Source organism: Marivirga sericea (genome assembly GCF_900177665.1).
GTDB classification, from domain to species: Bacteria; Bacteroidota; Bacteroidia; order Cytophagales; family Cyclobacteriaceae; genus Marivirga; species Marivirga sericea.
Map to the genome: position 1 here is coordinate 295,306 of NZ_FXAW01000005.1, position 25,052 is coordinate 320,357.

The 25,052-nt window shown below is 35.5% G+C and carries 22 protein-coding genes and 1 tRNA gene; 6 read left to right on the forward strand and 17 right to left on the reverse strand.

What is annotated here, in order from left to right:
* Positions 1–13 precede the first annotated feature (13 nt).
* Positions 14–1,357 (reverse strand): trigger factor, encoded by a 1,344-nt coding sequence (gene tig / locus B9Y84_RS13120; RefSeq protein ID WP_085517838.1) that lies wholly within the window; start codon positions 1,355–1,357, stop codon positions 14–16.
* An 86-nt stretch (positions 1,358–1,443) separates the two neighbouring features.
* Positions 1,444–1,525 (reverse strand) — tRNA-Leu (locus B9Y84_RS13125).
* Between the two features lie 102 nt (positions 1,526–1,627).
* On the opposite strand from B9Y84_RS13125, the gene B9Y84_RS13130 reads away from it, so the two are divergent.
* The 4 genes from B9Y84_RS13130 (at position 1,628) to B9Y84_RS13145 (ending at position 6,078) form a co-directional block, all read left to right on the forward strand.
* Positions 1,628–3,838: a RelA/SpoT family protein gene (locus tag B9Y84_RS13130; RefSeq protein WP_085517839.1), complete on the forward strand. Its 2,211-nt coding sequence runs from the start codon at positions 1,628–1,630 to the stop codon at positions 3,836–3,838.
* Positions 3,839–3,885: 47 nt separating this feature from the next.
* Positions 3,886–4,359, forward strand: a complete 474-nt coding sequence (locus tag B9Y84_RS13135) for a Fur family transcriptional regulator (protein WP_085517840.1) — start codon at positions 3,886–3,888, stop codon at positions 4,357–4,359.
* Between the two features lie 22 nt (positions 4,360–4,381).
* Entirely contained in the window at positions 4,382–4,720 is a 339-nt protein-coding gene (locus B9Y84_RS13140; protein WP_085517841.1) for an STAS domain-containing protein, read from the forward strand.
* A gap of 86 nt (positions 4,721–4,806) precedes the next feature.
* A complete protein-coding gene (locus B9Y84_RS13145; protein ID WP_085517842.1) occupies positions 4,807–6,078 on the forward strand; it encodes an adenylosuccinate synthase in 1,272 nt (423 codons plus the stop codon).
* Positions 6,079–6,360: 282 nt separating this feature from the next.
* Here the strand turns inward: B9Y84_RS13145 and B9Y84_RS13150 are convergent, their stop codons facing one another.
* The 6 genes from B9Y84_RS13150 to B9Y84_RS13175 all read right to left on the reverse strand — a co-directional run bounded on the left by B9Y84_RS13150 (position 6,361) and on the right by B9Y84_RS13175 (position 12,297).
* A complete protein-coding gene (locus B9Y84_RS13150) occupies positions 6,361–7,812 on the reverse strand; it encodes a M20/M25/M40 family metallo-hydrolase (protein WP_085517843.1) in 1,452 nt (483 codons plus the stop codon).
* Positions 7,813–8,440: 628 nt separating this feature from the next.
* Positions 8,441–9,028, reverse strand: coding sequence for a DUF6624 domain-containing protein (locus tag B9Y84_RS13155; protein WP_085517844.1), 588 nt, complete (start codon positions 9,026–9,028; stop codon positions 8,441–8,443).
* An 82-nt stretch (positions 9,029–9,110) separates the two neighbouring features.
* Positions 9,111–10,118, reverse strand: coding sequence for a ligase-associated DNA damage response exonuclease (locus B9Y84_RS13160; protein WP_085517845.1), 1,008 nt, complete (start codon positions 10,116–10,118; stop codon positions 9,111–9,113).
* 19 nt (positions 10,119–10,137) lie between these two features.
* A complete protein-coding gene (locus B9Y84_RS13165; RefSeq protein ID WP_085517846.1) occupies positions 10,138–10,593 on the reverse strand; it encodes a MarR family winged helix-turn-helix transcriptional regulator in 456 nt (151 codons plus the stop codon).
* Between the two features lie 61 nt (positions 10,594–10,654).
* On the reverse strand, positions 10,655–11,869 hold the full coding sequence (locus tag B9Y84_RS13170) for a chorismate-binding protein (protein WP_085517847.1): 1,215 nt from the start codon (positions 11,867–11,869) through the stop codon (positions 10,655–10,657).
* Between the two features lie 2 nt (positions 11,870–11,871).
* Complete coding sequence (locus B9Y84_RS13175; RefSeq protein WP_176223796.1) at positions 11,872–12,297, reverse strand: hotdog fold thioesterase; 426 nt, start codon at positions 12,295–12,297, stop codon at positions 11,872–11,874.
* A gap of 106 nt (positions 12,298–12,403) precedes the next feature.
* Between B9Y84_RS13175 and B9Y84_RS13180 the strand changes: the two genes are divergently transcribed.
* Positions 12,404–13,024 (forward strand): histidine phosphatase family protein, encoded by a 621-nt coding sequence (locus B9Y84_RS13180; protein ID WP_085517849.1) that lies wholly within the window; start codon positions 12,404–12,406, stop codon positions 13,022–13,024.
* 351 nt (positions 13,025–13,375) lie between these two features.
* On the opposite strand, the gene B9Y84_RS13185 is transcribed toward B9Y84_RS13180, so the two are convergent.
* Positions 13,376–14,716 carry a short-chain fatty acid transporter gene (locus B9Y84_RS13185; protein ID WP_085517850.1) on the reverse strand — a complete coding sequence of 447 codons (1,341 nt, stop codon included), beginning with the start codon at positions 14,714–14,716 and terminating at the stop codon, positions 13,376–13,378.
* Between the two features lie 60 nt (positions 14,717–14,776).
* Positions 14,777–15,781: an acyl-CoA reductase gene (locus tag B9Y84_RS13190; RefSeq protein ID WP_085517851.1), complete on the reverse strand. Its 1,005-nt coding sequence runs from the start codon at positions 15,779–15,781 to the stop codon at positions 14,777–14,779.
* Positions 15,782–15,973: 192 nt separating this feature from the next.
* On the opposite strand from B9Y84_RS13190, the gene B9Y84_RS13195 reads away from it, so the two are divergent.
* The gene (locus tag B9Y84_RS13195) at positions 15,974–16,417 is read left to right on the forward strand and encodes an OsmC family protein (protein WP_085517852.1); all 444 of its coding nucleotides are present in this window, start codon (positions 15,974–15,976) and stop codon (positions 16,415–16,417) included.
* A 35-nt stretch (positions 16,418–16,452) separates the two neighbouring features.
* Here B9Y84_RS13195 and B9Y84_RS13200 read toward each other — a convergent pair whose 3' ends face one another.
* From B9Y84_RS13200 to B9Y84_RS13230, 7 genes are all read right to left on the reverse strand, one after another.
* Positions 16,453–17,127 (reverse strand): KdsC family phosphatase, encoded by a 675-nt coding sequence (locus B9Y84_RS13200; RefSeq protein WP_085517853.1) that lies wholly within the window; start codon positions 17,125–17,127, stop codon positions 16,453–16,455.
* Entirely contained in the window at positions 17,127–18,125 is a 999-nt protein-coding gene (gene aroF, locus B9Y84_RS13205; RefSeq protein WP_085517854.1) for a 3-deoxy-7-phosphoheptulonate synthase, read from the reverse strand. Before aroF ends, B9Y84_RS13200 begins: the two co-directional genes overlap by 1 nt.
* Complete coding sequence (locus B9Y84_RS13210) at positions 18,122–19,123, reverse strand: CBS domain-containing protein (RefSeq protein WP_085517855.1); 1,002 nt, start codon at positions 19,121–19,123, stop codon at positions 18,122–18,124. The genes aroF and B9Y84_RS13210 overlap by 4 nt, the downstream gene beginning before the upstream one ends.
* A 217-nt stretch (positions 19,124–19,340) precedes the next feature.
* Complete coding sequence (locus tag B9Y84_RS13215) at positions 19,341–20,174, reverse strand: shikimate dehydrogenase family protein (protein ID WP_085517856.1); 834 nt, start codon at positions 20,172–20,174, stop codon at positions 19,341–19,343.
* A 10-nt stretch (positions 20,175–20,184) separates the two neighbouring features.
* Entirely contained in the window at positions 20,185–21,009 is an 825-nt protein-coding gene (locus B9Y84_RS13220; RefSeq protein ID WP_245830868.1) for an ATP-grasp domain-containing protein, read from the reverse strand.
* Positions 21,010–21,070: 61 nt separating this feature from the next.
* Positions 21,071–23,578 (reverse strand): DUF5686 and carboxypeptidase regulatory-like domain-containing protein, encoded by a 2,508-nt coding sequence (locus B9Y84_RS13225; RefSeq protein WP_085517857.1) that lies wholly within the window; start codon positions 23,576–23,578, stop codon positions 21,071–21,073.
* Positions 23,579–23,718: 140 nt separating this feature from the next.
* Positions 23,719–24,966, reverse strand: a complete 1,248-nt coding sequence (locus B9Y84_RS13230) for a hypothetical protein (RefSeq protein WP_085517858.1) — start codon at positions 24,964–24,966, stop codon at positions 23,719–23,721.
* Between the last annotated feature and the right edge of the window lie 86 nt (positions 24,967–25,052).

Sequence of the window (25,052 nt, forward strand, 5' to 3'; positions counted from 1 at the left end):
GTAAAAATAGCTTTTAGTTCTTATCGACAGCCTTTTTAAAGCCGTCTAAATCAACTTTCTTTTCTTTGATAGAAATTTTATCCTTAATAAAGTCCAAAACTCTTTTATTTAAAAGCTCCTCATAAACTTTTCGGTAGTTTTCGCCATTTTCACCCTGCAGGTAATTCTGCGCAAAACTATCCATGTTATCACCTAGCTGATCAGCCATTCCGTATGCACCAAATTGCTCTGCAATCATGCCTTTAGTATAACTCATAATATCATCGTTCTCTACTTTGATACTATCCTTATTGGCATCAGCTACTTTGTTTTTGATTAAATTCCAACGCAAATCTTTGGTATATAGATCATACTCTTTATCGATTTGCTCTTGCGTCACTTTTCCTTCATTGCTTAATAGTAACCAATTTTTCAAGAATTCATCTGGAAGCTCAAATTTAGTCTTCTCTACCAAACTATCGACCAAATCTCTATTGAGAAGATTTTCTGTTTCTCTATCGTAATTCTCTGCGATAGTCTCTTTAACTTTTTGATCAAATTCGGCTCTAGTTTTTACAGCATCTTTGCCAAAAACTTTCTCAAACAACTCCTCATTAATTTCAGCAGGCTTCGTTCTCTTAATATCCGATACTGTCAAAATGTATTCACCAGAAGCAGCATTGGCATCAGTTTCATTCTGACCTAACAATCTTGATTTAGCTTCAGCTGATTTGAAGGTTTTCTCAATATCAAATTTGATTTCATCACCTTTCTTTACTCCAACAAATTGCTTTTGTGCTTTCTTCTCAGCATCCTCAATTGGGAGCACTACTTTTTCTTGAACTTCACCATCAGCAGTACTCAACTTACCTTCCAAAGAATCTTCAGCTTTGCTTTCTTCTACAGATTCAGTATCACCATGTTGCTTAGTTAAGTTATCCATGGTTTCCTTCATCACCTTGTCGGTCACTTCAATCTTGTGTTTTTCAATTTTGAATTTTTCATCTAACTTGATGTCGAACTCATCTACTAAACCAAGAGTATATTCAAATTCAAACTCCTTTTGGTTATCCCAATCAATTTTAGCAGCATCTTCCTGATTAGGAATGGGCTCACCTAAAATCTTTAAATCATTCTGTTTAATGTAATCAGTTAATGATTTTGATAACAAACTGTTGATCTCTTCAACCAAAACGCTCTTTCCATATAACTTTTTAATATAGGAAGCGGGCACTTTTCCAGGACGAAAACCTTTAATATTGGCATTTTTCCTGTACTCTTTGATTTTTTGTTCAACATTAGGTTGATAATCAGCTTCATTTAATATAATTTTAATAGAAGCATTGGTGTTGTCCTTTTTGTTGAGTGTAATGTCCAAAACAATTAAATTTTATAGTGTTATCAATATACAAAAAAACCCTTCCTTCCTGTATTACTTTACTGGAACTAAGGGTTTGAAAAGTGTGCGGATGAAGGGACTCGAACCCCCATGCCGTGAGGCGCTAGATCCTAAGTCTAGTGCGTCTACCAATTTCGCCACATCCGCATTCATTAATTTGAAGGGCAAAGGTACGTAAAAATATTTTTGCTGCAAGTCGGAGAAATGTTTTTTTATTGGTTATTTTGAATTTTAGTTTTTAAAGCATTTATGCAGAATATAGATATAGAAGAAGAACGTAAAGTCATCCTTAGAGAATACCGCAAATTGCTGAGGAAATCAAAGCCATTCCTAAAAGACGGGGATGCCAAATTGATTAAAAAAGCTTTTACTACCTCCATGGAAGCGCATAAAGACATGAGGCGGAAATCAGGGGAGCCCTATATTCTTCATCCTATTGCTGTAGCCACTATTTGTGTCGAAGAAATTGGATTGGGTACCACCTCTATCATCTCCGCTCTTTTGCACGATGTAGTAGAAGATACCGATTGGGAATTAGAAGATATTGAAAGAGAGTTTGGTCCTAAGGTTGCGCCAATTATAGATGGTTTAACTAAAATTTCTGGTGTATTTGAATACGGCACTTCTCAGCAAGCTGAAAATTTTAGAAAAATGCTATTAACTCTTTCGAAAGATGTAAGGGTTATTTTGATCAAATTAGCTGATCGTTTGCATAACATGCGGACGTTGGAAAGCATGCCAAGGAATAAGCAACTGAAGATCGCCTCTGAAACTATTTTTCTTTATGCTCCACTTGCTCATCGATTGGGACTTTATGCGATCAAATCAGAGCTTGAAGACCTCCATCTAAAATACACGGAATCGGAGGTATATCGAGATATTGCCAACAAAATCAACAATACAAAGGCCGCACGGAAAAAATTTATTAATAATTTTGTTGCTCCTATTGAGGGTGAATTGGATAAGCTCAAATGGAATTATTACATAAAAGGAAGGCCAAAATCAATTTACTCAATATGGAGTAAAATGAAAAAACAAAATATACCATTTGAACAGGTATATGATTTATTTGCCATCAGAATTATTATCGAGGCCCCTGATGAACACGAAAAGGCGGCATGTTGGGAAGTATATTCAATAGTTACCGATTTCTATAAGCCTAATCCAGATCGCCTCAGAGACTGGATTTCAACTCCTAAAGCAAATGGCTATGAATCATTACACACCACTGTAATGAGTGATAACAGTAGCTGGGTCGAAGTCCAAATCAGAACGAGTAGAATGGATGAGATAGCTGAAAAAGGCTACGCTGCTCATTGGAAATACAAAGACTATTACACCAAACCAGAAGAAACCCGATTGGAACAATGGATAGCACGAGTTAGAGAAATGCTAGAATCAAATGATACAAATGCTATTGAATTCCTCGATGATTTCAGGTCTAACTTATTTTCAGATGAAGTTTTTGTTTTTACACCAAAAGGAGAGTTAAAAACTTTACCCACTGGAGCGACTGCTTTAGATTTTGCCTTTGATATCCATACAGAAATAGGTGCCAAATGCTTAGGTGCTAAAGTAAATAATAAGTTAGTGCCTTTAAATTACGAGTTGAAAAATGGCGACCAAGTCGAGATATTAACTTCCAATAAGCAGAAGCCAAGTGAAGATTGGTTGAGGTTTGTTGTTAGTTCAAAAGCCAAGTCGAAGATTAAAGATGTATTAAAAGAGGATAAAAAATATGCTGCTGTAGAAGGAAAGGAAATAGTTTACAGAAAGCTGAAACAAATGAAGATTACCCCTTCGGATGAAGTAATCAATAAGATAAGAGCTTATTTTGAAGAGAAAACCCCGCTCGATTTATATTACGGCATAGCAACAGGAAAGCATGACCCGAAAAATATCAAGAAATTCCAAGATGAAGTATTAGAAGGTCCGCAAAAGAATACAAAGAGAATTAGATCTTCCGCTGATGCAAAATCCTTTGAGCAGGAATTGAAAAAAGCCAAGGGAGAAGATATGCTGCTAATAGGGGAGGATATGGACGTGGTTGATTATGTTATAGCACCCTGCTGCAACCCTATCCCGGGAGATGAGGTCTTTGGTTTTGTGACAGTTAATGAAGGAATAAAAATTCACCGCACCTCTTGTCCTAATGCACCAGAACTGCTTTCTAACCATGGCAATAGAGTTGTAAAAGCTAGATGGACTTCTCAACAGGAAATAGCATTTTTAGCCGGCTTACAAATTATTGGTACCGATAGAGTAGGATTAATAAGTGATGTGACACAAATTATATCCAGCGAATTGGAAGTAAACATGCAGTCCATTTCCGTTGATACTAAGGATGGTATTTTTGAAGGAAAAATTCACCTCTTTGTGCAAAATACCAAGCATTTAGATCAGCTGATAAGAAAATTAACAGCCGTACGTGGGATAGTGAAGGTGAACCGCTATGATTAATTGTAGATTTCCTATATTTGCGACTGAAGAAGGGAGATGAAAAAATTATGGCATTGAACGAGAAGGTTTATAAAGAAGTAAAACAAATTTTCACGGCTTATTTAGAAAATAAAGGATTAAGAAAAACGCCTGAACGATACGCAATTCTAGAAGAGATTTATACACGTACAGGGCATTTCGATGTAGAATCACTCTATATCAGCATGAAAAATAAAAATTATAGAGTGAGTCGTGCGACTGTTTACAATACATTAGATTTGCTTGTAGAATGTGACTTGGTAAGCAAGCACCAATTTGGGAGAAATCTGGCGCAATACGAAAAATCCTACGGTTACAAACAACATGATCACGTGATCTGTGCCGAATGTCATAAAGTTGTCGAGTTTTGTGACCCAAGAATTCAAAATATTAAAACGATGATTGGAGATTTACTGAATTTCCAAATCATGCATCACTCATTAAATTTATACGGTATTTGCGGGGATTGCCAAGCAAAAATAAAAGCCGAAGAGCAGAAATAATTTTTTTAATCAATAAAATAAAATGGATTACAACAAAGAAGTCATTGATAACATTCTAAACTTAGAAATTTCCGGTGACCTTATAGGAGAAAATAATGGGCCAGGATTAGTTGAATTATTAAATGATGAAATTAATAAAGGCATTACAAAATGTGCTATTGATATCTCGGGTGTTAGGTACATGAATAGTAGTGGAATTGGGGTTTTGATTACCATTCTAACGAAACTGCGCAATAAAGATGGAGAGGTTGTATTAATTAATCCCTCCGAACAAGTGAAAAAATTATTAATCATCACTAAGCTTAATAATATATTCACCATCTACGATACGAAAGAGGAAGCCATTGCAAGCTTCAAATAAGTAGGATTAGTTCAAATAGTTTAAATCAGAGTTTTATCAGCTGCAGTAGTAATTCTAAACGCTGTACTAATTTAAAATCATAAATAATGAAAATGGATGTTTTGTTGGGTTTGCAATGGGGGGATGAAGGTAAAGGAAAAGTAGTAGATGTTTTAGCACCCAAATATAATACTGTGGCTCGATTTCAGGGTGGTCCAAATGCGGGCCATACCCTAGAGTTTGATGGGATAAAGCATGTTCTACATCAAATCCCAAGTGGAATCTTTCGTAATTCTATTAAAAATGTAATTGGAAACGGAGTAGTTTTAGACCCTGTCATTTTCAAAAATGAAATTGAAAAGTTAGCCCCTTTCAATATCAATTTTAAAGATAATTTATGGATTTCTAATAAAGCGCAGTTGATTTTGCCAACGCACCGACTTTTGGATGCTGCCTACGAGAAATCTAAAGGGAATAAAAAAATCGGATCAACATTGAAAGGTATTGGTCCAACCTACCAAGATAAAGTTGCTAGATTGGGATTACGAGTGGGAGATATTTTCTATTCAAACTTCCCGGATAAGTATAAGAAATTAGTGGATATTCATAAGATGACGCTAGATTTTTATCAATACGATTACGCTGAGCTAGAAGAGGCTGAAAAAACATTTTTTGAAGCGCTGGAATATTTAAAAACGTTTAACGTCAGCTCAACGGAGTACTTGATCAATAAAGAATTGAAAGCTGGAAAATCAGTATTAGCTGAAGGCGCTCAAGGTTCTTTGTTGGATGTGGACTTTGGTAGCTATCCTTTTGTAACCAGCTCAAATACAATGACAGCTGGTGTCTGTACCGGCTTAGGTGTTGCACCTAATAGTATTCAAAAAGTATATGGTATTTTCAAAGCTTATTGCACGAGAGTGGGTGGCGGTCCCTTCCCTACCGAGCTATTTGATGAAGATGGTATAGAATTGCAGAAAGTGGGAAACGAATTCGGTGCTACTACAGGTCGCCCTAGGAGATGTGGGTGGTTGGATATCCCTGCTTTGAAATATGTGGTGATGATCAATGGTGTCACAGAATTATTCATGATGAAAGCTGATGTTTTATCAGGTTTTGAAAAGATAAAAGTCTGCACTCAATATGAACTGGAAGATGGTACTATAACCGATGAATTCCCTTATGACATAGTGGATTCTGAAGTAAAACCAGTCTATGAAGAATTAGAAGGTTGGAATTGCAACTTGGATAATATTGATTCTTTTGATGCAATGCCACAGTCATTGAAAGACTATATAACCTACATAGAAGAGAAATTAGGAGTACCTATCAATTTGGTCTCTGTTGGGCCTGATAGGACTCAGACTATTTTAAGATAGACATTAATACTAAGGGGTGAAAAAGGAAGTTGAGTGATTGGCTTCCTTTTTTTGTTTAGAATAATGTAATCATCCTTGAGATTTCTCTTTGCGATATTTGCTTTCTATTATCTGTTCAAAATACATTTCGATCTCCTGTATAAAGAAAAAGTTAGAAACTGATAAAAATAATATTTCTGAGGACCAAGTAGAGAAGTTATATGTTGATTGTGGTTGACTTACTATCATTACGAAAAAAACCTATCCGATAATTTCCATTCATGGCTTCAATAATGGAGGACGTTAATTCTTTAGCCCATCTCTTGCTAATAATTCAAGTACTTCACTAATCAGTTTAACTCGATATTCCAAACGTTTAAAGTTTATTTTATTAGCTGTATCTGTAGATTTATGATAATCTGTGTGCAAGCCTGTAAAGAAAAAGATTGAAGGAATTCCCTTTTTATAAAAGCTATAGTTGTCAGATCTGGTGAATATGCCTGAAGGATCCTGCGAATTATTTAATGAATAATCGAATTCACATTTTTTATAAGCATTATCAGCCCTTAACATTAATTGATGTAAATTTTCGTTTTGGTCTGAACCAATGCAGTAGAGATATTTATTATTAAAGTGCTTATTATCTTTTCTAGAAATCATATCTAAATTAAGATTACAAATGATATTATCGGATTCGAAGGATACATTATTTACATGATATTTTGAACCCAATAATCCTACTTCTTCTGCTGAAGTTGCCAAAAAGAGTATATTATAAAGTAAATCATTAGATTGAGAAAATTTCTGTGCTAATTCTAATAATGCTGCAGTTCCTGAAGCATTGTCATCAGCACCAGAAAAGATCTGATTGTTAACTACACCAAGATGATCATAATGTGCTGTGATAACAATAGTCTTGTTTGATTTACCTTGAAGCAAACCGCCCACATTTGCTGTTGTTATATTCTTTTCAACCTTTTCAAATTTCGCTTTCACTTTTGATATAGGAGCCTCTTCGATTCTTTTTTGTTCGATCAATCTGCTTAATTGGCTGATTGATAAACCACTAATTTTTTGTATTTGATCGTTAGGGATTAGGATACTATTAACATACTGAATCGTGTCCCATGCTGCTCGTTTGTCTTGCTGTATTTTTTCATCAATTAAAGCGTATCTTTTGGCAAGGTAATGATCTTTTAATGTGAGTCGTATCTGTTCAAACTGCTTGTCATTCTCTGGATTAGCTAAAATTACTCCAAATGCATTTCTTTTAGCCAACTGTTTCTTAAATTTTATACCCGCTCTCAGGTTATCTATGAAGATCAAAACAAATCGGTCTGTTACATCGATTCTATTCAATTCTTCTTCTGATCCCAGACCACCGAAAACAATTTCTTTTTCTACTTCTTCATTTTGAACATCACTGCCTTGAAAAACCATATTCTCAAAATTATTTAATTTACTAATAGGAGAATGAATATATACCTGACCCCAGTATTTCTGTTTTAGCTCAAATTCTTCGAAATAGCTGTTCTCATTAATTGTAATTAAACCTAAATTTTTAAATGTTTGAGAAATAAAATCCCCAGCTTTGCGATGACCTCCGTTGTCGATACCTCTACCTTTCAGAGAATCTGATGACAAAATTCGCACAATACTTTTGAGGTCATTCCTGTCAATATCAACGGACGCTTGTTGTCCAAATCCTTTTATCACAAAACTTATTAAAATCGCTACTATTATTGCTCTTCTCATGTGTGTAATATTGTTTTTTAATAGCTACCCCAATTATCGAGGGCAGACCACGGGATCTTTGATTATCCCGAAAGCTTTCGGGACACCTTCGTCTGCCTGCCGGCAAAGGCAGGGTTGGCTTAAAATTCGAAGCTAAATTTTTAATGTTGATTTCATGTGTATATTATGCTTTTTAATTGCCACATGGAATTCCCATAAATCTATTCATCCTTTGGTTGGTATATTAAGGATTCTAGATTTATGCTTATTTCATGTGTTTAATGTTTGACAGTCCAAATTTTTATAGATTGCTAGTACAATTCATCTGTTTGTATCAATCATCAGCTTTGATTCAGAAGATTACTTGTAAAATTTTCAGTCTGTTAATTGAGTTATTGTTAAATAGATGCCTTAAATACTTAATATTTCCGGGTATAGTCCATTCTCGTACAGTAAATTTTCCCCTAAAATTATAAACCGAACCATCTGTTTCACTTCTAATGGGAGTTCTGAAAGCTACATCTATATCCCGACTGTCTTTTTTTTGGAATTGAGCAGGAGCAATAATCAGACTGAACACTTGGCAGATAATCTCCTTACATGAGCTTTTAAGCAGTGTTTTTTTTAATAATCATAGGTGTGGTTTTAATTAATCTAAAGCTATATTATTCTGTTTGGCATACTTTTCAATTTTAGCTAAGCCTACTTTTTTTCTTCTCTTATTAACATTTTTAAAATCTTCAATTTCATTAAATCTTAAAGACGCTGATTTTTCATCGAAGTAATATTGAGTCCCAAAGATTTGAGGTAGATCATTACGCACTTTTAATCGATCTATATAAAGTGCATAACTATTTTCCTCGATTTTATCTGCTTCATAGGCCCTTTCTATAATATCTTTAAAGCTTTCCATCTCTTCTGTTGAAGAATGTTGGATAGCTAAAAACAGTCCCATATTAGCAAGTTCGCCTATCTCTTTTTTGCTTTTCCAGCCATATTCGTTGAGAAATAAAGTGACCTTTTTTAATAGAGTGGCATCAAGAGTTTTTATCTCATCATTCAAAGCTTCCTGTTCAGCTTCGGGATTTATTTGCTGTCGTAGTTTGATAGATTTGATCGTGAGTTGCTCTATTCTTTTCACTTCCTCTTTAAAATCATTGTCAGATTGATCCTGAGAGTACGAAGGAAATAAAGTTATAAAGAAAATTGAAATGCTAAGGGTAAGTAAGTGTTTCATTTATGTGTAGGTTAATGGTTAAGCGATTTTACAACGAACATAGGGGTAAATTAATTATGCTTAAAGTAAATTATTGCCAACTTCACAACTCACTATCTAAGCTCTCCCCCTCAAATTGACTATCTAAACTAATCGCATTTAGCCCTTTTTCCTCTTTCAGATATTTAGTAAATACATTGGAGTATCCATGCGTAGAATATACCGTTTCAGCTTCTGATAATTTCACTGCTTCCAGTAAACCAGTCCAATCCGCATGATCAGAAAGCACAAATCCTCTATCTGCAGCTTTTCTTCTTCTAGTCCCTCTCAACATCATCCAACCTGAAGCAATTCCTGTACTGTAAGGCGCTAATTTTTTCATCCAAGGAGTACCAATAGATGCTGGCGTTGCGATTACTAAATTCCCTTTATAATCCTTTGTCGGAATATCGTTCGTGATTTTGATAGTTTCAGGCAATTCTAAACCTGTTTTCCGCAAGGCTTCTGTGGCATTTTCAACTGCGCCATGCGTATAAATTTGACCGATTTCGGTATCCACATTTTTCATTATCCTTTGGGCTTTGCCCAGGGCATAAGCGAAAATGACTGATGTCTTACCATTCTCATTATTTTGTCTCCACCAGCTATTGATCTCTTGAAAAGTCTCATTTTGAGGCTTCCATTGATAAATAGGTAAACCGAAAGTGGTTTCTGTTACAAACTCATGGCACTTCACTGGTTCAAAAGGGGTGGATAATCCGTCATCTTCCAACTTATAATCTCCTGATGCAACAGACACCTTTCCTTTGCACTCTAATCTGATTTGGGCTGAGCCTGGAATATGGCCAGCAGGATGAAAACTGACTTTAACTCCGTTTATGGAAATAGGCTTATTGTAGTTAACAGTTTCTATTTTAATACCATCTCCCAATCTTTGTCGCATAATAGCTTCAGATTGATGATGAGCTAAATAATACTGATGCCCTGACCTCGAATGATCTGCATGTCCATGAGTAATCAAAGCTTTTTTAACTGGTCTCCATGGATCAATATAAAAGTTACCTTGAGGGCAGTAAATCCCCTTATTCGTAAATTTTAAAAGTGAATCCATGAAAGTTTAACTTAATAGACTAGGCTTTGTTTTTGTTAACTTTAGAAATAATTCTAGATAACTCATGCAACTCCTCTGACGTGAGTATACCAAAAAATTCGCTCATTTTTTCTTTGATGATGGGCTCGATCTGAACAATCAATGCTTTTCCATCATCATTGATCGATATAGCTGAATTTCTTCTATCATTTTCTTGTCTTGACCTGTTAATTAATCCCTTTTCCACTAATCTTTGCACTATACGAGAAATATCAGGTACATTTTCTCTCAAATAGCTTTTTACCTTATTCAGGTTCATCGGTTGTTTTGAATGGTCATTCAGGATTGCTAGCACTTCATATTGCTGACGCGTAATATCAAATACTTTCATTGCCCGAGAAATATTATAAGATAATTTCTGTTGACAGCTAAGCAACGTAGCAAATGTTTGACCTATTAATGAATTAGTATGTTCTCTTTCGGATCCGCTCTTCATTGCTATATTCGATTAAAATAGCTTAATCATCGATTAACAAATTAAAATTACGGATTATTGTTTAGATTCCGAAAATAACATCAGACAATACCTTACATTTCATTTCGGTTTCCTCCCACTCTTTTTCTGCTTTTGAATCTTCCGTGATTCCAGCCCCCGCATAAAAAGTAACGGTTTGATTATTGATTTGACAGCATCGCAAATTAACAAATAAATGACTCAAGCCAGATAAATGAACAGGTCCCATGAAACCACTAAAATAGCTACGATCATGTTTTTCTTTCTTAGAGATAAATTCTAGGGCAGATTCCTTCGGCATACCGCAAACGGCAGAAGTGGGATGTAATAACTTTAACATTACCGAACCTAATTCTGGAAAGTTGGCTGACTCAGTATGTACTTTGAATGTAGTTTTCAAATGCAATAGATTTCCAGCCTCGACAGTTTTAGGACCTATTTCATCAAAATCTCTAAGCCTAATTTTCTTGAAACAGTTAATAATATATCTTGAGACATAAGCTTGTTCTTCTATCTCCTTTTGAGTCCAGGTAGTTTCTGCTATGCTCTTTTCAGACTTCCGCTGCGTACCTGCCAAAGCCATAGTTTTAAAATATTCTCCCTTTTTATCCTCTATAAGTGTTTCAGGGCTAGCGCCTAACCATAGTCCTGTCTTGGCTGAAAAAGTAAGATTTACAAATGCATTTGGATACTTATAGCAAGCATTTATAAATGCTTGACCAAGATTTACATTATTATCACTTTCAATGTGCTTAATTTTGGAAGGTACTACTTTGTAAAACTCTTCCCTTTTAATCGATTGAATCCCTTCCTCTACCATCTGAATATATTCTGAAGAGAAGGTAGATCTCAGATTATCGTTTTTTGCTAAAATAGAAAAGTCAAATTCCGAAGCCTCTTCAATTTTCGCTTCTATTTGCTCACTTGGAGACCTTAACCAATCAAGGGATATTTCAGCTGTAGTATCATTGTCATTAGGGGTTAACAAAATTTCTCCTAGTACTTCTGCCTCAAAATGCACAATTTTATTTAAGCCAGTACGAAAAGGGTGCATGAGAAAACCTGAAGATAAATCCTCCAAATTTAGCTCCTGAATATATTTTCCACCAGATAAATCACATAGGATCTTTAATTTTGATTCATTGGGCAGCCTGTAAACAGCTAATGCTGCACTATTCGTCTGCGCAAATCCTAAAAATTTATTCAAGTGAGCTTCAGCAGTGAGCTGCTGATTTATTTCTTTTGTGCTTTTTTCCAAAACTATTTCTTGACTACTGCCATAGTAATACGACTTACACACACTAATTGTTCACGCTCATTCTTAATTTCTATATGCCAAACTTGTGTAGTTCTTCCTACATGAACGGGCGTAGTTTTTCCATATACCCAGCCCTCTTTTATTCCACGAATGTGATTTGCATTTATATCTAAACCAACGCAATAAAATTTCTCTGAATCTACCATTAACATAGCAGCCACACTTCCTAAAGTTTCCGCCAATACAACTGATGCACCGCCATGCAATAAACCATAAGGCTGGTGTGTCCTTTTATCTACTGGCATCTTGGCAACTAAGTGGTTATCACCAACCTCTGTAAAACTCATCCCTAACACTTCAGAAATCGTGTTTTTACCTAGTTTATTGAGCTCTTCCAAACTTGGTTTTTGAATAAATTTCCTATCCATAGTAATTGCAGTGATTCTGTTTTGTAATTTCGAACCGAAAATTACGGATTCGCATTCAATTTTGAACAATTTTTTTGTGATTTTGATTTACTCTGAAATATAAAAAATGGTAAAAGATATATACATAGTGCGCCATGGGCAAACTGATTACAACCTTAAAGGGATTGTACAAGGTAGTGGTGTAGATGCTTCGCTAAATGAAACTGGAAGAAGTCAAGCCAATCAGTTTTTTACAACTTACGGAGATTTTCCATTCGATAAATTATACATCTCTACTCTAAAAAGGACTCAGGAATCTGTTCAGGGCTTCATTGATAAAAACTTACCATATGAAAAGCTTTCTGGCTTAAATGAAATTAGCTGGGGAACTCGAGAAGGTCAACCCTTCACTCCCGAGGAAAATAAATACTATTACGCCATGCTGGACAGATGGAAAGAGGGTGAAACTTCACTACCGGTTGAAGGAGGAGAATCTCCTGATCAAGTAGCTATGCGCCAATTAGAAGCAATGAAACATATCATGAGTAAAACAGAAGAACGTAAAGTCTTGATTTGCATGCATGGGAGAGCAATGCGAATTTTATTAGCTCATTTATTCAATTATCCACTCTCCGATATGGATATCTTCGAGCACACTAATCTGGGCTTGTATCAAATTAGAGCCACGGATAATATGTTTCAGCTGGTGAAGTATAATGATCGAGGGCATTTGAGTGATACTATTTAAAGAATTGTAAAATAAGTTTATATAGGTAAGAAAAAACTTAAGTGCTATTTTTTAGTTGTTCATCTTTTTTTTTCTTAATAAAAAAGAAACAAGAAATCAAGAAAATTTAATGCTTCAACCCTCAAACCCTACGCTGGCCCGCTAAACTTTCATCCCTCCCGCTTTTCCAAGTTCCTCGGAAGTGGTCGTGTTAGATCTTTTGCCACTTCCTAGTAAAAATGATATGGTTTTTCATCGAAGTTTAGTTTCAAGTTTAAAATCACTTAAGAATAAGAAAGTAGACTTGTCCTCCATCCCGCACGCACGGAACAACTTAAATCAAAATTTACAAATCTGTTAATTTGAGGCAAACTAACATACCAACAACCCTACAATAAAAATCAAACTACCTAAAATCAAAGCAAATAAACTGTAAGGCAGGATATCTTTAGCTTTCAGTTGTGTTATCCCTAGAAGTGGCAACGCCCAAAAAGGCTGTAACATATTGGTAATCTGATCACCATAAGATAGTGCCATTACAATCTTAGGAATGGGGATATTTAAAGCTTTAGCCGCTTCCACTACAATTGGTCCTTGAACTGCCCACTGTCCGCCCCCTGATGGAACAAAAAAATTGACTAAGCCTGCACTAAAGAAGGTCAAAATAGGAAAAGAAGTGGCGGTTGAAATTGAAACGAAGAAATCGGATATTAAAATTACTAAGCCAGAATATTTCATAATACCCATGATACCAGAATAGAGAGGAAACTGAATCACGATACCTGTTACGCCTTGAATTCCTCTATTCACTGCGGCCATAAATTTGCCCAAACTTCCATGCAGGAGTATTCCAAAAGTAAGCAGTAAAAAATTGACGAAATTCAAATCCATAAAAGCTTGATTTGATTGAATCTTATCGAATGCAAACAATACAGCACTGATGAACATAACGCCTCCTAATACATAAGCGATCCATGCTTTATTTTCACTATCATCACTTAGCTCTTCTTTAACCTTTTCTTGTTGATGGCTAAGTAAAGAATGGTAATCCGAATTGGGCTTAAAATAGTTTCCTAAGAGATAAAATAGAGTGGGGACAGCGATCAAAAGAAGCAAGCTTATCACAATATTCATATTCGAAAAGAGCGTCTCAGAAATGCCAATAATGCCAATTTCCTCAATTAAGAAATGATTAGCTTCAGCTACTTTTAGAGGTGCAGAAGCAGATAATCCTCCATGCCAGACCATCATTCCAGAATAGCCAGCTGCACCTAAAACTCCATAATTAAAAGCTTTATTTTGGGTTGTAAAATTCTCTCCTATTCTCCGGCTTAAAATAGCACCAAAAACCAAGCATAAGCCCCAGTTCAAAAAACTCATGATGATGGTAAAAAAGCTAATAAAAAAAGCCGCTTGTGCAGTATTAGTTGGAATTGACCCGATCTTATTTATGAGTCTTGAAAAAAATGGGGTTAAAGCAAGTGTATGTCCTAAGAGCAGTATTAAAACCATCTGCATGGTAAAGGCCAAAAGCTCCCAAAAACCTGTTTGCCAATAGCCTAAAATACTTTGAGATTGTTTGAACAAATTTCCATCCTGCTCGGTAAAAAATAGTGCTAAAGCAAAAGTGATCCCGCTTAAAAGGATTGCAATTACAAAAGGAGAAGGCAAAAATCGCTCTACTAGTTTGATGTAGGATCTGGAAAAAGACATTTAGAATTTTTCTTGAAAATTACATGGCTATAACTAATTGTCCAAAAATATAGCCTTGAATTACTTTAAGGCTGAAAGAAATTTCAACGTATCAACACCATCAGCATAGTCCCACAACTCTGGCTTTTGAGCTTGTCCTGGTTGCAAATCGCTTCCTTTTTGCACTACACATTGAATTTGCTCCTCTTTTTGACCCAGCTTAGCTTGTAAGTCTGTTTCATCCTTATAAAATTCGTAAAACAATACGGAAATGGGTGACACTAGTGCTTTGTCCTCTTTCATAAGGAAAAAGCCAGAATCTAAATGGGGCTCATCATTTACTAAATAAATGGATTTGTTATAATCATAATTATTTACCCATTTATGATGATCAGCCACCCATTTGAAATCATCCAATGCTTCAATGAAAGGTGAGAAATTAAATCCTTCAGGAACCAAAAGTTTACTTACGTTTCGACAACCCAACCCATAATATTGAAATATATCCTTACCCACAGCTTGAATTTCTTCGTCAGACTCCTTTCCTGTTAAAACGGCTATGGAGCTTCTGTTTTTTCGGATAATGTTAGGATATTTACCAAAATACTGTTCAAAATATCTTGCCGAATTATTGCTTCCTGTTGCAATTACTGCATCAAAACCACTAATTGTTTCTTGCGTCAGTTCAATCCTATTTTCAAATCCTGGCTGTATTTTTACTAAAAGTGACACTACTTCTTTTAATAAATATGGGTCTTGAGAGCTAATTTTAGCGACCACGCTGTGGCCTGAAATGAGTACGGATAAGAAATCATGAAAGCCAACTAAAGGAATATTACCCGCCATGATGACAGCTATTTTTTTACTGCTTTCCGTTGGTAAATCATATTGTTCAACCCATTTCTCTAATTTATCAGCTTCCAGCATCTCTCCTATTGCTTTAACTGCATGAAATACATTCTCACGTGTGAACCAATTATTATAAGCGGTAGCACGGAAATACCATTCATCTAGTTCCGACTCACTTAGATTTCTAAGTTGCTCTCCTAGGGCCTTAAATGCTTGTACTCGTTGCTGCAAATTCATATTTAGCTATTAATTTGAAAAATGAAATGCAAAATTAACGGAATATAGATAGAATAGAAATAAGAAAGACAGATAAAAGCGGGAGTTAGAAGTTTAATGAACCTGAATAGGATTTGGATTGATAGTCACTTAATTGATCATGTAACAAATAAGAATGAGCAGGGTTAAAATACATGAACTAAAATACAAATTATGGCTATTAAAAGAAAAGTAAATGCAAATTGGAAAGGAACTGGGACTGAAGGAAAAGGTCACTTAAGCAGTCCTAATAATTTTTTTGAAAATACTCCCTACTCTTTCAAGAGCAGATTTGAAAATGAGGATGGAAAATCAGGTACTAATCCTGAAGAATTGATTGCAGCTGCTCATTCCGCTTGTTACGCCATGGCATTAAGCGTGGAGATTTCAAAAGCAGGACATACACCTGACGAAATAGATGCTAATGCCGAAGTAGTGCTTGACAAAGAAGGCGAAGGCTTTGCCATTAAAGAGATAAAATTGACTGTGAAAGGAAAAGTAAGTGATTTGTCAGAAGAAAAGTTTTTGGAAATGGCTGAAGGAGCCAAAAAAGGTTGCCCTATTTCAAAGGCTTTGAGTGCTGTCCCCATCTCATTGGAAGCAAGCTTCGAAGCATAATACTTAAAGGCATGGCTAGTCCCATGCCTTATTTTTTATTTTTCTAACGGCTCATCTAATAGATAAAAATCAATAAACTCCCGAACACAGGCATGACCTCCTTTAGTTTGGAGTACCAAGTTAACTGACTCCTTTATCTTTAAAACTGCATCAGCGGGACAAGCTGAAAATCCGACAGCTTGCATAACTGCTAAATCATTTATGTCATCTCCGATAATAGCAACTTCTTCAAGGCCAATTTCCAATTTCTCACACCAATCTAATAAAATATCCATTTTAGGATCTCTGCCTACATAAATATGTTTGATTTTAAGCATTTCTGCTCGATCTTTTACCATATTTAGCTTAAAGCCAGATGAGATAATTCCTGCTTCAATTCCAAACTGATCAAGGGCACGAATAGCCATACCATCTTTGGCATTGTATTTTTTGAACTGATCTCCACTTTCTGTGAAATACATCCCAGCGTCAGTCATTACGCCATCTACGTCAAGAATCAATAGCTTTATCTTTTGCAACTTCTCTTTATCAGCAAACATTGGTCGGCTCAACATATTTGCATGGTCAAGCTGATTTTCTAAACAAAACAATTTGAAAGCACCTAAAGAAAGCTCATTGAGATTTGAAATATTGTACTCTGCTAAAAAATTAGCAAGGGTTTGGTTTTCCCTTGCTAAATATAATTCAAGATTTCTTTTTAAAAGATCCATTAAACAATGTTATAGCCTACACTTTTAGCCACTGGCTCAATGGCGGTTTTCAATGCTCTTAAAGCCTCATGCGTTAACTGCTGTGCTGCATCAGATTTTGCTACAGACGGATTTGGATGAGCTTCAACCAACAAACCATCTACTCCCATTGCTACACATGCCTTTGTCAGTTTTTCAATTCCATAGCGATACCCTAAAGCATGGCTTGGATCTAAGATTACTGGAAGATTGGTATATTCTTGTAAGTAAGCTACTCCACATAAATCTAATGTAAAGCGTGTTTTTGTTTCAAATGTTCTGATTCCTCTTTCGCATAATACCACTTGATCGTTTCCACCAGAAAGTAAAAACTCAGCTGCCTGAACAAATTCTTGAAGAGTAGAACCAAAACCTCTTTTCAGCAAGACGGGTTTATTTGCTTTGGCGCAAGCCCTTAAAATTCCTTGGTCATACATGGCTTTTGCACCAATTTGTATGATGTCTGAATGCTCGATTACTTCATCAATATGAGTAGCATCTCTAGCTTCCGTAATTACTTTTAGCCCATGCTCCTCTCGCATTTTTGCTAATAAGTGCAAGCCTTCTAAACCGAGACCTTGAAAACTGTAAGGGCTAGTTCTTGGCTTATAGCAGCCTCCTCTTAATGTGGTGAGGTTTAAAGATTTCAATAATTCAGCACTTTGCTGTATTTGCTCCTCAGATTCTACTGAGCAAGGACCACTAATTAATATTGTATTCTTTGTATTGCCTCCAATGGAAACATTTCCAAATTGCACTTCTCTTGTTTCTTTTCTGTACTCTCGTGAAGCTAATTGCATATCATTGGCAAAAACCCAATGCTCTTCAGTCTTCCCTTTCACTTCAGAAGGCAGCTCTTTCACCGATGAAGACGTAATTAACACCTCTGTCCCTTCAGAATGAATATGGAAAGCTTTAATCTGTTCTGCTATTTTTGCGGCTTCAGCCGATTTAATGTCTTTGTTTAAATGAATTATCATATCTCTCCTTTTATCAAGTTCACAAAAGTAACAATTCCTACTGCATTTCCCTTATCATTCAAGACTGGAAGATAGGTCACAGGAAAAGAATACTGTCGAACCATATGAAGCATTGTATCTACGCCATCAGTATCTAAAATAGTGATTGGTTTTCTGTTAATCATCTCCTGTGCATCCATACCATGGATGTCGGATAAATTATCTAAAAGTGTTTTACGCAATTCGGCATTTGAGATAATCCCTTGGAAATTATGATTATCCTCCACCAAAAGGAAGCCCAACTTGCCATCCGTAATACCCGAAAGAATATTCTCCAAGTTTAAATCTTTAAGATCTATGATGGGACATTCTTCTCGAGGAATCATAAAATCCTTTACTTTGAAAGTGGATTGGATTTCTCTTTTTGTTAAATCCATTAGTGCGTGTCCAATGCTAGCAGCCTTGAATAAAAAGCTACCCGAAACGGAAGTATGAACCCCCATATTCCTTAAAATGAAAGAGACCTCGCCATTCACTCCACCATCAACATGCACATTCTTTTGAGGATATTTCTTTTTGAAATTTCTGATTTTCTTGAAATTCACAGGATCAAATACTCCCCCGCTTTGGCCAGGAATTGTGGCCATCATCAAAATGAAGTCAAAATCACTGAATTCATCAAAAACTGAAGTATCTGTGGGCGTAATAATCGCTAAGCCCTTTTGTCCAGTGATATCCGCTGGCATTTTAAAATCATTCGGTAATTGTTCGTATTGAAAAGTCACATACTCTACCGGATACTTTCTCAATAGATCAAAATATTTCTCTGGGGTCTCTGTAATGATGTGAAGATCGATTGGAAGTTTGCACCAACCTCTAATATTAGCGATATCTTCAAATACAGCAGGATCATCATTACAATCTACGTGCAATAGATCCACCTGATGAGCTTCTAAATCTTCTATAGTTTCTTTTAAAGGTCTGTTTTTATCGGAGTAAATCGAACCTGATATTTTCATATTTATTTAATTTCTTTTGCATGAATCCCAGTAAATAAGCAATCTCATGCACTTCATAAAACTTCTTTCTAAACGAACGCCAAAATTAGCTCTAATAATGTAAAAGATAGAGAAAACTACATGCTAATTTTGGCCTTAGCACTGTTGCCGTTGAAAACTTATGTATTTGAGTAGAATAATAGAAGTTAATAAGCTTTACTAAATGTATATCATAATGCTATTTATCTAAGCCCCAGCTTTGTATAATCTTCTCTTCAGAAATATCGCCAATAAACAGTTGATACTGTCTAATTAATTGGGCTTTGTACATGGCACTGCCTGGTATGAATTGGATCCCATTCTTCTGGCAATAAGATTTTAAATAATTAGTCCTGTTATCTTTTTCCGGCATATTGTGACAAAAAAGCATTTTACAATTCGCAATCAATTCAGAAAAGCCTGTTGCATCCAAAAAATTAGGCTGCGATGAAATAGGAGTTGCATCTACTACTAAGTCATAGAGTGTTGATATTTTATCATCTTCAATTCTTAAATCCTCTTTTTTAGCCTTCACTTTTTGAGGATTTCTTCCCGTCATCATTACTTTCAAACCCAGGTCTTTTAATATGTGATAAGCTACGCCAGATACACCCCCATTTCCGTAAATTACAGCTGTTTTAATAGAATTTGGAGTTGATTTCAAAGCATTTTCTAAAGCAGTTTTTAATCCTAATGCATCCGTATTGTATCCATAAAGTTTCCCATTTTCATTCACTACTGTATTAACAGCTAAAGTTTTTTTCACAATAGGCTCTACTTCATCTAAGAAAGGAATGATTTTAGATTTGAGTCCGTCTTTACCAGTGACTGCGCCACCTCTTGAGATAGGCGAACGCAAGAGGTTAGCATAGTCTTTTGCAGCGATTTCGTGAGGAAAAGTAAAATACAGCAGATTAAGTCCTAATTTCTGAAGGGCTGTATTATGTCTTTCAATAGAGCTCGCACTTCCTGAGGTGGAGAAAATGAATTTTGAATTGGGCTCTACTGATACTTTAAATCCTTGTTCTGACATGCTGTTTTACTTAGAAAGTGATTTCTTTCAATGATAATACAAACTTTTTAATAAACGCTCTTTTTAAATCGTCACTCAACAAATCTAAAGATAAGAACGGATTCAGATCCTCCAATTCTACCAATAATAAACTTCCGTCTGTTAGTTTGCATGCATCCACTCTTTGAATTCCTCTTTGCATATTATTCCAGTCTATGAATTTTTGGGCAAAAGCCAGATCATCGGTTGAAGCATCATAAAGTTTTAAATCCCATCTTTTATCTTTGTTCGGAGCATAAAGTGCATATTGAAACTCATTATTTATGAAATAAAAGGAAACCTCATATTCAAAATCAATAAAAGGCTGAATGAGCTTACTTTTTAAATCGGCTTCATTTATTTCCGCCCTACTCACTTTTTCCATACCAATAGAATCTGCTCCGTTTTTAAGTTTGATCATATATTCCTGAGATGGTGAAAGTAGGTTCAAATCAGAGATTTTATCAATTGTAGGAATAACAGGGAAATCTTGAGCAAATAGATCCAAAAGGTACTGCTTCCCTTTCATATCGGCTTTTCCATCAAATGAATTGAAAGTTGGAATTCCTTTTTGCTTTACGGCTTCTACAAATTCATTGAAATAATCTTGATAGTAGGCAACAGGTCCTGTATTTCTGAACACTATAATTTCTGCTTTGTCTAAAAATGCTAAGGCCTGCTGAGGATTGCCAATTAAGATATTAAAATGCTCTTTGAACTGAGAAGTGATATATAAATCCTCTTCATAGTAATCTCTGCCTTTCGCTGGGTAGTAAAGGTCTGTAAGGTATAATAAGGTGGGGTTATCTGCCATCATGTTTGAACTTTGCAATACCATTGTAGTCTATCTTTAAAAGTATTGAAAAATCGGATCAAAATTAAAAAGAGGAAGTAAGAATAAAACCATGCTGCAAAAAGCGTTCATTTTCATACCCAAAATAATAATTAAGTCGAATTGGATAAAAGGAAGATGTTAATCCGACACCTAGCTCAAGTAGCCTAGGGCTCTCTGCTGTTTGTAAATAATTAGCCATAAAATAAGATTTGAGACCAATCTTTTTCAACAGTGGTATTCGACCTAAAATAGCTCCGTCAAAATCATGCTCGAAATTTGCTCCTGCAAAATATCCCGAAGTGCTATGTTGATAATAGTCAAGTAATTGGAAAGCTAAGCCAAATTGTCGCTGATTTTGAGAAAAAGCTGTTTGATTTCCCATAAAATGAAAAAAATCAATAGGAGTCAAATTCCTTCTGGATAAATACTGTCCATAACTGACACTGATTTTGCTAAAACCTACAGAATTCAAACTCCATCCATCTGAAACATTCCCCCAAAACCTACTGTACTCAGTATCCAGAATCCCTACATCAACTCCAGCTCTAAATATCGGATATTTAGAAGATAAGGGTATTTTCCTTCCATTCACCAGATCAAATTTTCTTTTTGGTTGGTAAGAGAGTAAAAGACCGGATTCTAAGATATCATTTTGCTGAAACGATCGGTATTCTCCCTGAATAAAAGCCTGGTTTGGTGTGAATTCTCTAGGTTCATCCTCTTCATTATACCAATTATAATCAGAGCTATTTGGCAGAGCATATCTTCTATCGTAAGAAGCCCCCACCCTAATATCGAATCCATTGACTAACTCTCTTCTCCAGTCTAAAGACAAATAATCCGTTCTGTAGAGCTTTTGATAGTTTAATTTTGCAAGTAATGTATAATCGAGATTTACGATATTTGAAATGGACTTATTCCCGGATATCTGTTCAACATAGCTCCCTCCTTCAAGCTCAATTGTACTAATAGTAGCGGGGTTCAATTCATATAAAAATGATCCTCTGCCATAAAAATCTTTACTAGCAAATCCGTATCTTATTGCTGCAGTCGCTTTATATCTATGATTATTTCTAAATTCATTCCGAAATATTATTTCTGGTTTTAAAACTCCGCCTTCAACAGTATTGAAAGTAAATACACTGAAATCAAGGGCCAGTTTCTCATTCAATTTCCATTCGCCTGTAGTGATTGCTAACCCAAATAATTGTAATGGCGTTTTCTTCTTTTCTCCTGCAATAAGGCTTTGATATAGACTGTCATTTTCACTTTTCTTAAATTCATAAGGTTTTTCCTTTATGGCTTGATCCATTTGATAGGCTAGTTTCTCATCTTCCGTCAATTCAACTTTTCTGCTAGATTTCCACCATGAGGCAGGCTTTGAGTAGTCTGATTTATCAATTATCTTATTAAGTTGCTCTGACTGCTCAGGCTTAGTAGCATTGAAATTATAATCATAGGCCACATTATGATAATACACTTCCAAATTACTACCTGGTTTCTCTAAAAATAAGTTGGAAGAAAACGGTAGAAAAGTTTCTTCAGTATCATCTTTAATAGTTTGAGTACTTATCTCAATATCACCAGCTATACTCTTTAGGAATAAATGAGACTGATATATCCTCCAGCTCTCATCAATTACATATATTTCACCAGTAAAAGTATTTCTGTCCGACCCTTTAGGAATTAACTCAATTTTATGAATAGTGCGGCCAGCTTCCTCAAAAGAACCTAAAAAATCGTAATCATAAAAGCTAAATGCATCAGTAGCAATTGGAGATGCAATTCTTATTTGTGCCATTTGAGATCCTACTGAGAAAGGTCTGTTTTCGTACAAATTTATAAATACTGGGTTGTTTTGACTAGCATTTAAATCATCACCCAACACCAGCGATGCTTTTAATTCCTGAAATGTATTGTTGTACTCATATTGATAAATCCTATTGACAGATTCAGACAGATAGAATATCCCATTTCTAGGTGTAAGCATCGTACCAAAGAAGCTAATCATATTATCTGAATTGGTCTCTGCCTTTCCAAAAAGCTTAGTATAAATACTATAGCTTATGCCTTTATTTTCCTTCAAATACTTCTCTCGGTTTTTTTGGGCATTTCGGATTATTTCATAAGCAGGATTTTCAGCTTTAGCACTTACTTCCACTGCATTTAAAAAGACCTTCTCAACACTTAAAGCCGGATTAATCTCTATTTTTTCATTGGCACTAAGTGAGATTTCACGGACTTCACTTTTATAGCCAATAAATTGAAAGCTGACTTTATAGTTGCCAGGCTTTAGTTTTAAAGAATACTCACCATCATAATTTGTCGATGTACCGATAGCTTGCCCCAGTACCACCACATTAGTGTAAGGCATTTTTTCTCCAGATTCAGTTGTTACAAGCCCATAAATGCCTGACGATTGAGCGAAAACTGAATGATTTAATAAAATCAAACCAAAAAGTAAAAATAAGAATAAGGATTTCTTGGATGGAAATGGAAAAACATTTTTTCCTAGGGAGGCTTGGTCAGAGCCAAAGAAAAATTGAAGCATTGTGATAGTCCTTTTTTTAATTCGAGGGCGAATATAAGGAATTGAAACTAAACACTTCTCAACAAATAACTTTTAAATATCATGAAAGGGAAAATCTCCAATTCAAGTGGCAATATTGAATTGGAGGTTATGAATCTCATTTATTGTAACTCACCTTTTGATACCTTTATTTCACTTAAGGCTTGATCAGTATTTAATTTACCCGCATTGAGCTCGTTTAAAGTCTTTCCTTTCAGTTGCAACTCCAGACTGGAAGGTATTTCGCACTTAGCACATTTGGTGATACTCACTTTAAAAATTAACTGCTCTGCATCGCTCAAGCTCTTTACACTCTTTCCGTATTCTATGATATTCTTTTTCAATTCCTTCTCAAATTTAGGGTAAAGGCTTTTGATCAAGTTGTCTCTCTCTTCTTGCGATAGGTTTTGCTTATCTTGTGTGGGCACATTCCACCTTGCACTTTCTTGTACAGAAGAAACCATGTTCATATAAAATATAACTCCCAATCCCTCGATTTGCTCGTAAGGCATTCCTCCATGAAGGTAGTACGTCTCTGATAAATCCCGCGCATACAGTCTTTTCAAAATGGTTTGAAATAAGGTAAGATCTTTAGCCAAAGGTTTTGCCTCTTTTTTCTCCGTTACAACTATTCGGCTTTTAGCTTCCTCTCTGTCTATTTTACCTGCTTGGAAAGCCCTGATGTCTCTCATATTTGCTTCCACAGATAATCTGTTAGTTTTTATTCTTTCTACTATTCCAGCATCCTGATAAAATCTTACATCATGACCTTTTGCCATTACGAGAATCTTATCGGAGTCGTCCAGTTGGCTAATTAAATGTCCGTAATCCAATAAAAAATCAATTACATTTTCTGTATTATCAATATTTTTTTGCGCTCGCATGCTGTCCATTTCCTGCAGTTTGAATTGCGCTCGTTCCATAGCAATAGCTGCTCTATTTTCCAATTCAGCTTGTCTTTCAGCAAGCTCTTTTCTCCGCTCTGCTCTCTCCTGTTCCATTTCTGCACGCATTTCAGCATCTACTTCCTCGTCAGCCATATCAATTTGCATATCTTCGATGACTTCAAAGCTTTTTGCTATAGCATTAGAAATGTCAGGCATCGGAGGCATTGGTGGCATTTCAGCACTAAAACCGAAACCAAATACATTCCTTTTTGGTAATGATAGAATTACTCCATAGCCTTCAATGTATTGAGTTTCTTTTTCACGATCGCTACTCCAATGCTTTGATGAGTTTTCATTCACAAAACTGTTCAAAACAGTCTGCGCTACTTTCAAATCTTTTTCCATTTTTTGTTGATCAATTCCCTGACCAAACACAGAGCCTATAAAAAGGCTTAGTACTATTATCAAATTATATTTTTTCATCGTTCTATTGTTTTAAAGTTTTTTTTTGGCACAAGCGCCTGCTTGTGGTTTACTATTAATTTCTCAATCTGCAACCCTTTCCGCCA

What these genes read in the sequence shown, in the direction of transcription:
- B9Y84_RS13130 (WP_085517839.1), top strand. Translation starts at nt 1,628, where the DNA reads ATGCAGAATATAGATATAGAAGAAGAACGTAAAGTCATCCTTAGAGAA.
- B9Y84_RS13135 (WP_085517840.1), top strand. Translation starts at nt 3,886, where the DNA reads ATGGCATTGAACGAGAAGGTTTATAAAGAAGTAAAACAAATTTTCACG.
- B9Y84_RS13140 (WP_085517841.1), top strand. Translation starts at nt 4,382, where the DNA reads ATGGATTACAACAAAGAAGTCATTGATAACATTCTAAACTTAGAAATT.
- B9Y84_RS13145 (WP_085517842.1), top strand. Translation starts at nt 4,807, where the DNA reads ATGAAAATGGATGTTTTGTTGGGTTTGCAATGGGGGGATGAAGGTAAA.
- B9Y84_RS13150 (WP_085517843.1), bottom strand. Translation starts at nt 7,812, where the DNA reads ATGAGAAGAGCAATAATAGTAGCGATTTTAATAAGTTTTGTGATAAAA.
- B9Y84_RS13155 (WP_085517844.1), bottom strand. Translation starts at nt 9,028, where the DNA reads ATGAAACACTTACTTACCCTTAGCATTTCAATTTTCTTTATAACTTTA.
- B9Y84_RS13160 (WP_085517845.1), bottom strand. Translation starts at nt 10,118, where the DNA reads ATGGATTCACTTTTAAAATTTACGAATAAGGGGATTTACTGCCCTCAA.
- B9Y84_RS13165 (WP_085517846.1), bottom strand. Translation starts at nt 10,593, where the DNA reads ATGAAGAGCGGATCCGAAAGAGAACATACTAATTCATTAATAGGTCAA.
- B9Y84_RS13175 (WP_176223796.1), bottom strand. Translation starts at nt 12,297, where the DNA reads ATGGATAGGAAATTTATTCAAAAACCAAGTTTGGAAGAGCTCAATAAA.
- B9Y84_RS13180 (WP_085517849.1), top strand. Translation starts at nt 12,404, where the DNA reads ATGGTAAAAGATATATACATAGTGCGCCATGGGCAAACTGATTACAAC.
- B9Y84_RS13185 (WP_085517850.1), bottom strand. Translation starts at nt 14,716, where the DNA reads ATGTCTTTTTCCAGATCCTACATCAAACTAGTAGAGCGATTTTTGCCT.
- B9Y84_RS13190 (WP_085517851.1), bottom strand. Translation starts at nt 15,781, where the DNA reads ATGAATTTGCAGCAACGAGTACAAGCATTTAAGGCCCTAGGAGAGCAA.
- B9Y84_RS13195 (WP_085517852.1), top strand. Translation starts at nt 15,974, where the DNA reads ATGGCTATTAAAAGAAAAGTAAATGCAAATTGGAAAGGAACTGGGACT.
- B9Y84_RS13200 (WP_085517853.1), bottom strand. Translation starts at nt 17,127, where the DNA reads ATGGATCTTTTAAAAAGAAATCTTGAATTATATTTAGCAAGGGAAAAC.
- aroF (WP_085517854.1), bottom strand. Translation starts at nt 18,125, where the DNA reads ATGATAATTCATTTAAACAAAGACATTAAATCGGCTGAAGCCGCAAAA.
- B9Y84_RS13210 (WP_085517855.1), bottom strand. Translation starts at nt 19,123, where the DNA reads ATGAAAATATCAGGTTCGATTTACTCCGATAAAAACAGACCTTTAAAA.
- B9Y84_RS13215 (WP_085517856.1), bottom strand. Translation starts at nt 20,174, where the DNA reads ATGTCAGAACAAGGATTTAAAGTATCAGTAGAGCCCAATTCAAAATTC.
- B9Y84_RS13220 (WP_245830868.1), bottom strand. Translation starts at nt 21,009, where the DNA reads ATGATGGCAGATAACCCCACCTTATTATACCTTACAGACCTTTACTAC.
- B9Y84_RS13225 (WP_085517857.1), bottom strand. Translation starts at nt 23,578, where the DNA reads ATGCTTCAATTTTTCTTTGGCTCTGACCAAGCCTCCCTAGGAAAAAAT.
- B9Y84_RS13230 (WP_085517858.1), bottom strand. Translation starts at nt 24,966, where the DNA reads ATGAAAAAATATAATTTGATAATAGTACTAAGCCTTTTTATAGGCTCT.